Raw genomic sequence first — 14,097 nt, forward strand, 5'->3', positions numbered from 1 at the left:
GCGTCAGGACCCGCAGCGGGACCCGCGCTGCCAGAACACCCCGAGCGGGTCGCGGTCCGGCCGCACGAGGATGTTCGCGATCCGCGCCGTGTAGTTCCACCCGTCGTAGGACACGTGGTCCTCGTAGCCGTACCACTCGCCGGACTTCCATGCGGCGTAGCACGCGGGCGTCGCGCTGAACGGGTCGACCGCGAGCTGCTCCGACCAGGACCCGGCGTGGAGGACGTACTTCGCACCCGTCCCGGGGGCCTCGCCCAGCTCGACCGTCCGGCGCTCGCCCGCCGCGAGGTCCCACTGCCCCTTCGCCTGACCCGTGACCCGGAAGGTCAGCGGGACGTTCGAGCCCGCGTTGTCGAGGACCACGGACACGGTGCGGAACGACGCGCCGCGCCGGGCGTCGTAGTACGGGTCACCGAGGACGAGGCTCGCGTCGGGAGCCGCGACCGCACAGTCGAGCGCGTCGAACCGGGCCGTCACCGTCTCGGTGAACGGGGTGCCGAGGACCGTGCGCGAGAGCTCGAACGTGACCGCACCGGGCCGCACCGCGAGCGCGCCCGCCGGCAGGTCGACGCTCGCGCTCGCACCGGGCGCGACCTCACCGAGGTCGCGGGTGCCGAAGGGGGTGCGGACGACGACGCGGGTCGGCTCGTCGGCGTCGTTGCGCAGACCGGTCGTGAGGACCACCCCGCCGGCGCCGGGCGCGCACTGCGTCGTCGCCGTGAGCGTCGCCGCCCAGTCGGGCACGTACGCCGCACCCCGGTAGGTGGCCGCGAGGGTGGAGTCCTGGAACCCCTTCCCGAGCACCCAGCGGTACTGGCGGAAGGTCACCTTCCCGGCCTTGACGTCGAGCGCGCCCGTGTCAATCGTGAAGGTCGCCGTCTCCCCCGGCCTGATGCCGCTCACCGGGGCCGAGTCACCGACCGCGCCGCCGAGCATCCGGGCGTCGAGCGTCTCCGCCGTGTCGTTCGTCAGGGTGCCGACGAGCCGGATCGAGCCGTCCTGCCAGCGCGCCTCGACCGTCGCCGTGCGTGCCCAGGACGGCGCGTAGGTCGTCGCGGCGTACGACGCGGTCACCGTGCTCGCCGCCTGGCCGGGGGCGTGCGCCCGCTCGACCGCGAACGTGACGGTCCCGGCCGGGACGTCGCGCAGGCGGGTGTCGACCGCGAGCGTCGCGGTCGCGCCCGGGGCGACCTCCACGGGCGCGGCGCCGCCGTAGGGCGTCGTCATCGCGACCCGCAGCGTCGTCGCCCGGTACGGGTTGTGGAACGTCCCGCGCACGACCGACGAGCCCGCGCCCGCGCCGTCCGGCACGACCCACGTGGCGGTCGCCGACGCGGCGCCGTCCGCGGCGGACCAGTCGAAGCAGTCGACACCCGGGACGTCGTGGCTCGCGAGGGCCGCGCCGTCGGCGAGCACGTCCAGCGTCAGCGACGCCTCCCCCACGCCGCCCGGCACGTCGACCAGCACGTCCCGGCCGCCGTCGACCGTGCGCGTCAGGTCGTCGCGACCGGCGACGGCGAACACCACCGGGACGGTCGAGCGCGTGTTGTCGTAGCGCAGCGTGACCGGGGCGGACGACCGCTCGGTCGCCGGGTCGAGCACGCACGCCCCGACGGTCGGCGCATCCACCGCGGGCGCGTGCCGCACGGCGTCGTAGGTGGCGGTCACGACGTGCGACCGGCCCGATCCGTCGAGCCGCGAGACCCGGAACGCGACCTCTCCCGCGGCGACCTGCCGGGACCCGGTGTCGAGGGTCAGCACGGCCTCGGTGCCGGGGGCGACGTCGACCGCGCGCGTCGTGCCGAGCTCGCCGCCGTCCAGGGCCACGCGCAGCGTCGCCGCCGCGTGGTCGTTGCGGAAGGTCCCGCTCACCACCACGGAGCCGCCGCCCTCGGTGGGCGCCCACTCCGCCGTCGCCGAGCCCTCGACGTCCCACGTGAAGCAGTCGACGCCGTCGACCACGTGCCGCGCGACGGTCTCCCCGTCCGCGACGACCGTGAACGTCGCGTCCTGCGCGCCGACACCGCCGGGCACGACGACGTCGCGCACCTCGCCGCCCGCGAGCGTCGCGGTCAGGTCGTCACGACCGACGACCGAGAACGTCACCGGCACGGTCGACGACCCGTTGTCCAGGTGCAACGTCACCGGCGCGGACGACGTGTCCGTCGCCGGGTCGAACACGCACGCACCGACCGTGGGCTCGCGCGACGCCGACGGCGCGTGGCGCGCGGCGTCGAACGACGCCCGCACCTGGTGCGGCTCCGCGCCCCGGGCGCCGACGCGCGTGGCACGGAACGTCGCGGACCCCGCCGCGACGTCCCGCGAACCCGTGTCGACGGCGAACGACGCCTCCGCGCCCGGGGCGACCTCGACGGTCTCCGCAGCACCGTGCCGGCCTGCGGACAGGGAGACGCTCATCGCCGCCACTGCGTGGTCGTTGCGGAACATGCCTTCGACGACGAACGTCCCGGTCTCCGGCGACCAGCGCGTCGTCGCGGAGCCCTCGACGGCCCACTCGAAGCAGTCGACGCGGTCGACCACGCGCGAGACGAGCGGGTCGCCGTCGGCCCGGACCGCGTAGGTCGCGGCCGCGGCGCCCGCCTCGGGGAGCTCGACCTCGGCGCGGGCGTGCGCCGGGACGGTCTGCGCCAGGCCCGGGTGCCCGTCGACCGCGAACGCGACCGGGAGGGTCGAGGCCGAGTTGTCGTAGGTCAGGGTCGCGCCGGCGGACGACGTGTCCGACTTCGGGTCGAACACGCACTGCGCGACCGCCGCCTCCGGGACGACGGGCGCGATCGTCTGGCCGTCGAGCGCGAGCGCGACCCCGCTCGGCGGCCGCGAGACGACCGCCTCGCCGCCCGACCCCACGAGCAGCCGCTCCTGCGAGAGCACGAGCATGCTCGCAGGCACCGCGGGCGCGTTGACGTCGACCACGAGCGAGGCGCTCTCGCCCACGCTCGTGCGCCCGGGGAGGTCGGCCGCGTGCCACGCGGGCGTGTCCGGCGCGGCGAGGCCGACCGTGACGGGCGCACCCGTCCCGTTCGCGACGTCGGCGGTGTACCGCACCGTGCCGTCCGCGTTCTTCGCGCGGACCTGGACGTCGTCGGCCCCGAGCCACGCGAGCGGCACCGCCGCGCTGAGCGTGCGGCTCGCGGTAGCCGCCTGGTCGTCGGCCCCGGCCCGCACCTCGACGGGGACGGCCGCGGGGAGCACGCGGAGCGCGCCGTCGTCGCGCTGCTGGACCTCGGGCACGAACGAGCCGTCCGCGCGGAGCTGCACGGCCAGGTCGACCGCCGGCCCGGCGGACGCGCCGCGCGCCGGCGCGGGCAGCACGGTGTCGCTCGCGCACTCGAGCGCGGCGCCGTCGCCCGGGGTGGTGCAGGTCCAGTCGTCGTCCACAGGGCGGAGGGACAACCCCTCCGGCAGCGTGGGCACGGTGAAGCGCACGCCGCTGGCGTCGCGGTCGCCGGTGTTGGCGGCCGTGAACGTGAGCGTCGCGGTCCCGGGGTTCGCCGCGAGCGTCACGCGCTCGTCGTCGAGCCGGACCTCCGCGCCGACGTACTTCAGGGGCGGCGGCGTGAGGTTGCGCTCCACCGTCCGCAGCCCTTCCGCCTTCACACGTGCGGGGAACTCGTAGACACCGCCGCCGCGGGCCGTGACCGTGACGACGAGGTCGCGGGCCTCACCCGGCGCGAGCACGCCCACCGCGCACGCGAGCGTGCCGCCCGCTGCGGCGGGGCCGCACGGGAGCGCGGCCGTGCGCAGCACGGGGGCGACCGACGCGCCCCGCGCGACGACCGACGACGTGACGGCCTCCACGCCGGCCGGCAGGTCGACCTCGACCGTGACGTCCTGCGCCGCCTTCCCGCCCGAGTTCGACACCGTCAGGCGCACGTCGGCGGGCTTGCGCGCCTCCATCTCGATACCGGTCCCGAGCGCGACATCGAGCGCGGCCGGTGCAGGCTCCGGCGTCGGGTCGACGGGCGTCGGCTCGCCGGTCCCCGGGTCGGTGGGCCCGACGGGTGCGGGGTCGACGGGGACGGAGCCGACCGGGCTCGTGTCGCCGGGCGGCGTACCGCCGGCGGGCGGAGTCGCCCCCGCATCAGGCGTGGTCGGGTCCGTCGGCGCCGGCGGGATGTTGGTGGGCGACGTCGGGTCCGTCGTGGGGTCGGACGTCGGGGCGGTCGTCCCCGCGCTCGGCGAGGGCGCCGGAGACGGCGACGAGCCGGACGGCGACGGGGACGACTGCGAGGACGGCGACGGCGACGGCTCGGGGGTGAAGGCCCCGAGCGCGCCCGCGACGCCCAGCCCTGCGACGGCGAGGACGCCCACGGTGACCGCCGCCGCGGCGATCGGCGCGGACGCGACCAGCGCGAGCAGTCCCCCGGCCCCGGCCGCGGCCAGGGCGCCACCGCCCGCCGCGGCACCGCCGACGGCTGCCGCTCCGCCCACCGCCGCAGCCCCGGCACCTGCACCGGCCCCGGCACCGGCCGCGCCTCCGGCGACGCTGCCCGCGGCGCCGACGGCTCCCGCCGCCGCGCCGGCACCACCGATCACCCCGGTCCCGGCGGCACCCGCGCCGGCGCCGCCGCCGACGCCCGCACCGGCACCGGCACCGGTCGCCGCACCGGACCCGCCCGCCGCACCCGAGCCACCTGCCGCACCCGAACCGCCGGCCGCGCCGGACCCGCCGGCGCTCGAGCCTCCGGCACCCGACCCGCCCGCGCCACCCGAACCACTTGCGCCCGAGCCACCCGCACCCGCGCCGCTCGCCGACCCGCTGCCGGACGCGCCCTGGAGCGCGGCCGCGACGCCGCCGGCGACGGCTGCGCCACCCGTGGTCGGCAGGGCCGTCCCGACGAGACCGAGCGCGCCCACGCCGAGCACGAGCGGGGCGATGACGGCGCGCATGCCGTGGGACACGTCGCCCAGCTCGAGCACGAGCCCGCGGCAGTCGTCGCAGCCCTCGAGGTGCGACTCGACGCGCGCCGTCTCGCGCTTCGCGAGGCCCCCGCGCACGTAGGACCCGAGGAGCGCGTTGACCGTGCGGCACTCCTCGGCGGGGACGGACGTCAGGTGCTGCTGGAGGTACGCCTGGCGCAGCCCCTCGCGGGCGCGGTACGCGAGCGCGGAGACGCCGTTCGCGGTGAGGCCGAGGAGCGGGGCGATCTCGGCCGGGGACAGGCTCTCGACCTCGGTGTACCAGAGCACGGCACGCCACCGCTCCGGCAGGTCCTGGTAGGCGCGCGTGACCGTCGAGCGCTCGAAGCCCTCGAGCGTCGGGTCCTCCGTCGAGGCCATCGGGCCGAACGCCGACTCGAACGTGCGCTCGTCGTCGGTCGGCTGCGTGCGCCGGGCGCCGTTCACGAGGTCGTACGACAGCCGGCGGACGACGGTGAAGAGGTAGGCGCGGAAGGTGACGTCCGGGCCGCCGCCGCTCTGCAGCACAGAGAGCGTGCGAGCGAACGCGTCCGACACCACGTCGTCGGCGTCGGCGCTCGAGCGGACGTACTGGCGCGCGACCGTGCGCGCGGCACCGGCGTGCCGTTCGTAGAGCACCCCGTAGGCGCCCGTGTCTCCCGCACGCACGGCGGTGATGAGCTCGGCGTCGCTGAACGCCTCGCTCTCCACCCGTTCCTGTGCCTGCGTCATCGTCACCCGCCCCGGAGACCGCCCCGAACCGAGGCTACGGTGGCCATAGTAGACGCCCGTCCATCTCACGGGCAGAGGCATCCCGCCACCGGAACGAAAGGAGTCGCACTTCCTCCGGTTCGCCCCTTTTCACCCGGGACGCGAGGTCCTGGAAACTTCCCGCGGTTCTCGCGTCATGGATCCCGCGGCCGCACGTCTCATCTACATGGACCACCTCCCGGGGTACGCCGTGCCCGCGACCGACGCCGTGCGCGAGCGGTGGCGGCGCGCGAGCGCCGACAGCGTCTGGCTACGGCCGGGCGACTGGTACCACCCTGCCGTCGACGCGCTCGTCGAGGCGTTGTGCGAGGAGCGGGACGCGACGCCCGCGGCCGAGCGGCTCGGCCGTGTCCGCGCCGAGGCCGGGGTCGGGATCGGCGAGGCCATCGACGACGTCGTCTGCCTGTACCGCGCGCACGACCGCGAGCCGGTCCTCGACCTCGTCCGCGGCGTGGCGGTCGGCTGGTCCGAGGGGTACGAGGCCAATCCCGTGGCACCCGAGGTCCTGGACCCGGAGTCCGGTCTCGCCACGACCCAGTACCTGGTGCACCGGCTCCGCGAGACGTACGGTGCGGCCGAGCGCGCGGGCCTCGACGCGACCCGGACCCACGGGCTGCTCGTCGTCGACGTCGCGCTCGACGACCTCACGGGGTGGCAACGGTTCGCGCGGTCGGCCGCGATGGGCCGCGCGCTCACCCACACGTTCGGCGAGGGCCACCCCATGGCGTCGATGGGCAACGGGCTCTTCGTCGTGCTCGGCGAGCGGGACGCGGACGACGACGTCCTGCGCACCGTGCTCCGCCACAACATCGAGCGCACGGGCCTCGCGCTGGGGGTCACGGCGATCCTGCGCCGGCCGCCGCGCGTCTGGCTCGAACCGCTCCCGCGCACGCACACGGCCGCCGTCCAGCTCCTCGACACGCTCCAGCGCTGACACGACGACGCCCCGTCCCACGCGGGCGAGCACGTGGTCCGGGGCGTCCGGGGGCGTCTGCGGCCGGCAGGTGACCGACCGCCCGCGAGCAAGGCGGCGACCGCGTGTCAGCGCGGCGTGAAGGTGAGGCAGTCGGCCCGGTCCTCGCCGGACGCGCCCGCCCCGACGCGGATCGACGGCGCGGAGCACTCGAGCGAGGCGTTGTGCACGCACTCCGTGCGCTGGCAGGCCCCGACGTGCGCGAGCACCTTCTCCAGCCCGCCCTTGGTGCCCAGCGGGATGAAGGTCGCGCACTCGGCGTCGCCGGTGTGACCGGCGATGGTCACGGCGCCCGCGTGGCACCCGTGGTCGTGGTTGTAGCCGCAGCCGTCGATGGAACACTCGACGACCTGGGGCATCTCCGTGAGGCTGCTCATCGCGATCTCCTGTCTCCGAGGACCCCTCGTGGGTCGGTCTCCGCGTTCCACGGTATTCCGCGAATTCCTCGGTGTATAGCAAGGAAGGCCTTGCTCAGAAATGCAAGAATGCGCAGCAATTACCGCACGGCTTTCTTGCGGAAATGCTTCGTTGCAGGTCAGTTGTCGGTGCCGTCGGCCCGGGGCCGCCAGATGACGAGCGCGCGCGCCTCGCCGTGCTCGACGAGCGTCTCGCGCAGCGCCTCCTCGACCCCACGCCGCACGCTGCGCCCGCGGGGCACGACGACGACGTCGCCGCTCGCCGCGGCGGCGAACACGCGGCCGCCCGGCTCGACGCGCGCCGAGAGCGCCTCGATGCGCCGCTCGAGCCGCTCGACCTGCGACTCGAGGGCCAGGATCCGCTGGATGCCGGCGAGGTTGATGCCCTCGTCGTGGCTGAGGCGCTGCACCTCGAGCAGCTTCGCGACGTCGCGCAGCGAGTACCGCCGCCCCCGGCCCGCGGTGCGGCGCGGCACCACGAGGCCGAGGCGGTCGTACTGGCGCAGCGTCTGCGGGTGCATGCCCGCGAGCGCCGCGGCCTGCGAGATGACGAGGACGGGCGCGTCCTGATCGACGTCGGGCGTCACGTCCGGACCCGTCCGGGCGTCGTCCGTGCGGTACGCGGTCATCCGGGCCTCCTTCCCGAGCCGGCGCCCCGGGCGCCGGTCACTCCGCGGCCTGGCGGACCAGGTCGGCCCGCACGTCCTGACCGTCGGTCGCGGCGGCGAACGTCTCGACCGCCTCGCGAGCGGCCTTCGAGAGCTTCTGCGGCACCGCGACCTGGACCGTGACGAGCAGGTCGCCGGTCGACTTCGCGGTCTTCACGCCCCGGCCCCGGACGCGCAGCGTGCGCCCCGACGGCGTGCCGGCCGGCACCTTGACCTTGACGGTCGAGCCGTCGAGCGTCGGCACGGCGATCGTCGCGCCGAGCGCGGCCTCGGGGAACGTCACCGGGACCGTGATCCGCAGGTTGTTCCCGTCGAGCGAGAACACCGGGTGCGGGGTGACGTGCACGGTGACGACGAGGTCGCCGTCGGGCCCGCCCGCCGTGCCCGGGCGGCCCTTGCCGCGCAGGCGGATCTTCTGGCCGTCGCGGACGCCCGGCGGGATGCGCGTCGTGACCGTGCGGCCGTCGACGGTGAACGTCACGGTCGAGCCCTCGACCGCCTGCCGGAAGGGCAGGGTCGTGGCCGCCGCGAGGTCCGCGCCGGCGCGGGGCCGGGGGCCGCCGAACTGCTGGCCTGCCCCGCCACCGCCGAACATCGAGCCGAGGATGTCCTCGAAACCGCCCGCGCCCTGGCCGCCGGTCGAGTAGCGGACCCGGGTGCCGCCCGGGCCCCCGCCGCCGAACATGCCGCCGAAGACGTCCTCGAAGCCCGCTCCCCCGGCGCCGCCGGGGCCCGCGGAGAAGCGCGCGCCCCCGCCCGCCATCGCCCGGATCGCGTCGTACTGCTCGCGCTCCTTGGGGTCCGACAGCACGGCGTACGCCTCGCCGATCTCCTTGAACTTGGCCTCGGCGCTCGCGTCGCCCTGGTTCTGGTCGGGGTGGTACTTGCGGGCGAGCTTGCGATAGGCCTTCTTGATCGCGGCGTCGTCGGCGTCCTTGGGGACGCCGAGCGCGGCGTAGAAGTCCTTCTCCATCCAGTCCTGTCCGGTCACGGCGCCTCCCTCCTGTCGGTGGTCGTTGTCCTGGTCCTTCGTTCCATGGCTGCTGCCGGTGGGTCTGCTGCTGGTGATCCTCGCGTGCCCGACGGCGGAGCGCACCTCCGCGCGGGAGGTGCGCCCGCGCCGTCGGGCACGAGGAAGGGGTGGCTACTGCGGGCCGACGACCGAGACGCGCGCGGCGCGCACGACCCGCTCCCCGATCCGGTAGCCGGGCTCGATGACGAGGTTCACCGTGGTGGCGGTGGCCTCGGGGTCGGGCTGGTGCATGAGCGCCTCATGGACGGTGGGGTCGAACTCGTCGCCCACCGCGCCGTAGCGCTCGATCCCGAACTTCTCGAGCGACGCGTCGAGCTTGTCGGCGATGGCCGCGAACGGCCCCGTCAGCTCGCCGTGCTGCCGCGCGCGGTCGATGTCGTCGAGGACCGGGAGGAGCGCGGTGAGCACGTCCTCGATCCCCTTCGTGCGCGCGGCCTCCTGGTCGCGCAACGACCGGTTGCGGTAGTTCGTGAAGCTGGCCCGCTCACGCTGGAGCGCGTCGAGGTGCTCCGCGGCCTCGGCCTTCGCCGCGAGGACCGCGGCGTCGACCCCGGCCTCGTCGGACGGCTCGAAGTCGAGGCCCGCGAGCGGGTCCGTCTCCGCGTCGTCGCCCGCGGAGCCGCCGGCCTCGCCCTCGGGGCGAGGCCGACCGCTCTCCGGGTCGACCTTGCGCTTGTCCGTGAACTGGAAGGGCTTGTCGTCGGAGCCCTGGCCGGGCTCGCGCCCGGCCTGCTCCTCGGGGCCCTGCGGGTCGGTCGGTCCGTCGGCCGTCACTTGCGCTCGTCCTCCTCGTCCACGATCTCGGCGTCGACGACGTCCTCGTCAGGGGCGGACGTCGCGCCCGCCGCGGCGGTCGCGTCGTCCTGCGCGGCGCCGGGGTTGCCGGCGGCCTGCTCCTGCTCGGCCGAGGCGTAGAGCGCCTGGCCGATCTTCTGCGAGGACGCGACGAGCTTCTCGTGCGCGGTCTTCACGGCGTCGGCGTCCTCGCCCTCGAGCGCGGACTTCACCGACGCGATGTCGGCCTCGACCTCGGTGACGACGTCGGCGGGGAGCTTCTCCTTGTTCTCGGAGACGAGCTTCTCGGTCGAGTAGACGAACGCCTCGGCCTGGTTGCGGGTCTCCGCGTCCTCGCGACGCTTCTTGTCCTCGGCCGCGTGCTCCTCGGCCTCCTTGACCATGCGGTCGATGTCCTCCTTGGGCAGCGCCGAGCCACCCGTGATGGTCATCTTCTGCTCCTTGCCGGTGCCGCGGTCCTTCGCGCCGACGTGGACGATGCCGTTCGCGTCGATGTCGAAGGTGACCTCGATCTGCGGCACGCCGCGCGGGGCCGGCGCGATGCCGGTCAGCTCGAACGTGCCGAGCGGCTTGTTGTCGCGCGCGAACTCGCGCTCGCCCTGGAACACCTGGATGAGCACCGACGGCTGGTTGTCCTCGGCCGTCGAGAAGATCTCGCTGCGCTTGGTCGGGATGGCCGTGTTGCGCTCGATGAGCTTGGTCATCACGCCGCCCTTGGTCTCGATGCCGAGGGACAGCGGGGTGACGTCGATGAGCAGGACGTCCTTGCGGTCACCGGAGATGACGCCGGCCTGCAGGGCCGCGCCGACGGCGACGACCTCGTCCGGGTTGACGCCCTTGTTCGGCTCCTTGCCGCCCGTGAGCTCCTTGACGACGTCGGTCACGGCCGGCATGCGGGTGGAACCACCCACGAGCACGACGTGGTCGATGTCGGAGACGGAGACGCCCGCGTCGGAGATGACCTTGTGGAACGGGGCCTTCGTCCGGTCGAGGAGGTCCTGCGTCATCTGCTGGAACTGGGCGCGCGTGAGCTTCTCGTCCAGGTGGATGGGGCCGTTCTCGCTCATCGAGAGGTACTGCATCGAGATGGTGGTGCTCGTCGCGGACGAGAGCTCCTTCTTCGCCTGCTCGGCGGCCTCGCGCAGACGCTGGAGCGCGATCTTGTCCTTCGACAGGTCGACGCCCGAGCTGTTCTTCACCTGCTTGATGAGGTGCTCGACGATGCGGTTGTCCCAGTCGTCGCCACCCAGGCGGTTGTCGCCCGAGGTCGCGCGGACCTGGATCGTGGAGAAGTCGTCCTCGTCCTTGCCGACCTCGAGGAGCGAGACGTCGAACGTGCCGCCGCCCAGGTCGAAGACAAGGATGAGCTCGTCCTCCTTGCCCTTCTCCAGACCGTACGCGAGCGCGGCCGCGGTGGGCTCGTTGACGATGCGGGTCACGTTGAGGCCCGCGATCTGCCCGGCGTCCTTGGTCGCCTGGCGCTCGGCGTCGTTGAAGTACGCCGGGACGGTGACGACCGCGTCGGTGACGGGCTCGCCCAGGTACTCCTCGGCGTCGCGCTTGAGCTTGCCCAGGATGCGCGCGGAGATCTCCTGCGCGGTGTACTTCTTGTCGTCGATCTCCACCGACCAGTCGGTGCCCATGTGGCGCTTCACCGAGCTGATGGTGCGGTCGACGTTCGTGACCGCCTGGCGCTTGGCGACCTCGCCGACGAGGACCTCGCCGGTCTTGGAGAAGGCGACCACCGACGGCGTCGTGCGCGACCCCTCGGCGTTCGCGATGACCGTGGGCTCTCCGCCCTCGAGGACGGCGACCACCGAGTTGGTGGTGCCGAGGTCGATCCCGACTGCTCGTGCCATGTGTGTGCCTCCGTCGTTCTGGGTGCCCGACGGCGCTGCTGCGCCTCGGCACACCGGGTTGAGTCTGCTTCACTCAAGGTAGATCCGTGGTCGGTGCTCGCGCAACCTCACCCGGCTCAACTTGAGTCCATCAGGCTCAACCTTCACGCGACCCGCACTATTCCCCGCTCGCGGCCGCCCGGGACCGCGCCTGCTGGCGCGCCCGCTGCTGCGCGTAGCCCTCCTGCCAGTCGGCGGCGAGAGCCATGTCGCGGCGGCGGACCTCGTCGACCGCCAGCTCGACGGGGAAGCCCCAGGTGTCGGCGAGCACGAACAGGTGGTCGCCCGTGACGGTCGTGCCCCGGAGCCTCTCGAGCTCTCGGAGCCCCCGGTGCACCGTCCGTCGGAAGCGCGACTCCTCGTCCCGGAGCACGCCGCTCAGCTCCGCGCGCTGCTCGGCCAGGCTCGGGTAGGCGTCGCGGTACGACTCGGCCACGACGGCGACGAGGTCGTCGACGAACCGGTCCTCCAGCCCGAGCCGGAGCGCGTGCACCACGGCCCGGCGCACGAGCCGCCGCAGCACGTACCCGTGCGCCTTGTTGCCCGGCCGCACGCCGTCGGCGGCGAGGAACGTCGCGGCGCGCACGTGGTCCGCGATCACGCGGAACGGGCGCGGGTCGTCCTCGTACGTGCGGCCGCTCAGGTCCTCGAGCCGGTCGACCAGGGGGCGCAGCAGGCTCACGTCGAACACGTCGGGGGACGCCGTCGCGGCGGCGGCGATGCGCTCGAGCCCGCCCCCGAAGTCGATGCTCGGCTCGTCGAGGAGGACGAAGCCCTCGCCCGTGCGGCGGTAGCGCATGAACACCTGGTTGCCGATCTCGACGAACCGTCCCCCCTCGCTCGCCGGGTGCGGCTCGCCGGCGGACGGGTCGTGGAGCTCCGGGCCCAGGTCGTAGAAGACCTCCGAGTCCGGCCCGCACGGGTCGCCCGCGGGCGTGCCCTCCAGGCCGCCGCCCCGGCTCCACCAGTTCTCCTCGGCGTCGTAGAGGAAGACGCGGCCGCCGCGCATGCCGTCGCGGTCGCCGTCCGCACGCGACCCGACGTCCACGACCGGCGCCTCGATGCCGTGCTCGGCGAACACCGTGACCCAGGCCTGGGCCGCCGCGTCGTCCCGAGGGATCCCGTGCTCGGCCGACCCGCGGAAGCACGTGACGTAGAGGCGCGAGAGGTCGACGCCCACGAGCGCGAGGAACTCGGCGAACCACCGGACCTGACGCTCCACGTCGGCGGTCCCGAGACTCCAGTTCCCCAGCATCTCGAAGAACGTCGTGTGCCGTCGGTCGCCGACCTCGTCGATGTCCTGCGACCGCAGGCACGGCTGCGAGTCGACCAGGAGCCGCCCAGCGGCGTGCGGTCGCACGCCGAGCAGGTAGGGCATCAGCGGCTGCATGCCCGCGCCCGTGAACAGGGTCGTCGGGTCCTCCCGCAGCACCAGGGGCGCTCGCTCGATCACGGCGTGCCCCCGGGAGGCGAAGAAGGCGAGGTAGGCCGAGCGGATCTCCTGGGCGTCCATCCGTCGACCCTAGGGACGGGGACCACCGACTTCCAGGGCAATCCCCCGGCACCCGGCGAGGACGACCGCGCCCCGCCGCCCCTCGATCAGATCAGCTCGACGCCGTCGGCCTGCGGCCCGCGGTCGCTCTGCCGGATCTTGAACCGGACCCGGTCGCCCTCCTCGAGCTCCTCCCCGCCGCGCACGACGGACACGTGCACGAACAGGTCCTCGCCGCCGGCGTCGGGCGTGATGAAGCCGAAGCCGCGGTCGGCGTCGTACCGCGCGACCGTGCCCTCGCCGCCGCGCACGCGCCCGCCGGACGCCGGACGACCGCGGTCCGAGCCCGGGCGGCCGCGGTCGGCGCCCGGTCGGCCGCGGTCCGGCCCCGGGCGCCCGGAGCCGCCCACGAGCTGCACGTTCCGGGCGTTCGGGCCCTTGTCGCCCTCGACGACGTCGTACGTCACGCGCGCGCCCTCGGCGAGCTCGGTGAGCCCGCGGCCCAGGGCGCTGACGTGCACGAACACGTCGTCGCCGCCGCCGTCGGGAGCGACGAAGCCGAAGCCCTTGACGTCGTCGTACCAGGACACGGTGCCGTCGGCGCCGTCCGCCGCGGGCTGCGCGGCCTGCGCGCCGAGCGGCAGCAGGTGGTCCGCCTGCGGACCCTTCTCGCCCTCGACGACGAGGAACGCCACGCGCTGCCCCTCCGTGACGACGCCGCCCCCGACGATCGCCGAGCTGTGCAGGAAGATCTCGTCGCTGCGCCCGTCGGGCGTGACGAAGCCGTAGCCCTTGGCCGGCTCGTACCAGACGACGGTGCCGAGCACGCCCACGGGCGCGTCGGCGGCGCGGTCGCCCGTCACGCGGACGCGCCGCGCCTGCGGGCCGCGGTCGCCGGTGCCCATCTCGAACTCGACGACCTGCCCCTCGCGGAGCTGCTTCGGGCCGTCGTCACCGACGATCTCGGACGCGTGCACGAACAGGTCCTCGGCCTCGTTCCCGAGGTCGATGAAGCCGAACCCTCGGTCGGCGTCGAACCATCGGACTGTTCCCTGGGGCACCTAGGACTCCTTGCATCGACAGACAGTGCTGCTCCTAGTCTCCCCGACGACGCCGCGCTCCTGCGCCGCG

General features: G+C 74.5%; 9 protein-coding genes. 1 reads left to right on the forward strand and 8 read right to left on the reverse strand.

The genetic code is table 11. The annotated features are described in order from the left end of the window. Nucleotides 1–3 precede the first annotated feature (3 nt). The gene (locus ABIE39_RS06690; protein WP_354050988.1) at nucleotides 4–5,652 is read right to left on the reverse strand and encodes a sigma-70 family RNA polymerase sigma factor; all 5,649 of its coding nucleotides are present in this window, start codon (nucleotides 5,650–5,652) and stop codon (nucleotides 4–6) included. Nucleotides 5,653–5,827: 175 nt separating this feature from the next. Between ABIE39_RS06690 and ABIE39_RS06695 the strand changes: the two genes are divergently transcribed. Further along, nucleotides 5,828–6,625 carry a hypothetical protein gene (locus ABIE39_RS06695; RefSeq protein ID WP_255437283.1) on the forward strand — a complete coding sequence of 266 codons (798 nt, stop codon included), beginning with the start codon at nucleotides 5,828–5,830 and terminating at the stop codon, nucleotides 6,623–6,625. A 107-nt stretch (nucleotides 6,626–6,732) separates the two neighbouring features. On the opposite strand, the gene ABIE39_RS06700 is transcribed toward ABIE39_RS06695, so the two are convergent. The 7 genes from ABIE39_RS06700 to ABIE39_RS06730 all read right to left on the reverse strand — a co-directional run bounded on the left by ABIE39_RS06700 (nucleotide 6,733) and on the right by ABIE39_RS06730 (nucleotide 14,027). Then, on the reverse strand, nucleotides 6,733–7,041 hold the full coding sequence (locus ABIE39_RS06700; protein ID WP_021482763.1) for a DUF1540 domain-containing protein: 309 nt from the start codon (nucleotides 7,039–7,041) through the stop codon (nucleotides 6,733–6,735). Between the two features lie 158 nt (nucleotides 7,042–7,199). Next, nucleotides 7,200–7,709 (reverse strand): heat shock protein transcriptional repressor HspR, encoded by a 510-nt coding sequence (locus tag ABIE39_RS06705; RefSeq protein WP_083384591.1) that lies wholly within the window; start codon nucleotides 7,707–7,709, stop codon nucleotides 7,200–7,202. A 37-nt stretch (nucleotides 7,710–7,746) separates the two neighbouring features. Beyond that, the gene (locus tag ABIE39_RS06710) at nucleotides 7,747–8,739 is read right to left on the reverse strand and encodes a DnaJ C-terminal domain-containing protein (RefSeq protein WP_175009300.1); all 993 of its coding nucleotides are present in this window, start codon (nucleotides 8,737–8,739) and stop codon (nucleotides 7,747–7,749) included. 153 nt (nucleotides 8,740–8,892) lie between these two features. Next, nucleotides 8,893–9,555 carry a nucleotide exchange factor GrpE gene (gene grpE / locus ABIE39_RS06715; RefSeq protein ID WP_051028412.1) on the reverse strand — a complete coding sequence of 221 codons (663 nt, stop codon included), beginning with the start codon at nucleotides 9,553–9,555 and terminating at the stop codon, nucleotides 8,893–8,895. After that, nucleotides 9,552–11,435 (reverse strand): molecular chaperone DnaK, encoded by a 1,884-nt coding sequence (dnaK, locus tag ABIE39_RS06720; protein ID WP_021479837.1) that lies wholly within the window; start codon nucleotides 11,433–11,435, stop codon nucleotides 9,552–9,554. The genes grpE and dnaK overlap by 4 nt, the downstream gene beginning before the upstream one ends. Nucleotides 11,436–11,592: 157 nt before the next feature. Beyond that, nucleotides 11,593–12,987, reverse strand: a complete 1,395-nt coding sequence (locus tag ABIE39_RS06725) for an alanine--tRNA ligase-related protein (RefSeq protein WP_354050992.1) — start codon at nucleotides 12,985–12,987, stop codon at nucleotides 11,593–11,595. 86 nt (nucleotides 12,988–13,073) lie between these two features. Further along, nucleotides 13,074–14,027: a cold-shock protein gene (locus ABIE39_RS06730; RefSeq protein WP_163188951.1), complete on the reverse strand. Its 954-nt coding sequence runs from the start codon at nucleotides 14,025–14,027 to the stop codon at nucleotides 13,074–13,076. Between the last annotated feature and the right edge of the window lie 70 nt (nucleotides 14,028–14,097).

Source organism: Cellulosimicrobium sp. 4261 (assembly GCF_040546915.1).
GTDB lineage: Bacteria > Actinomycetota > Actinomycetes > Actinomycetales > Cellulomonadaceae > Cellulosimicrobium > Cellulosimicrobium cinnabarinum.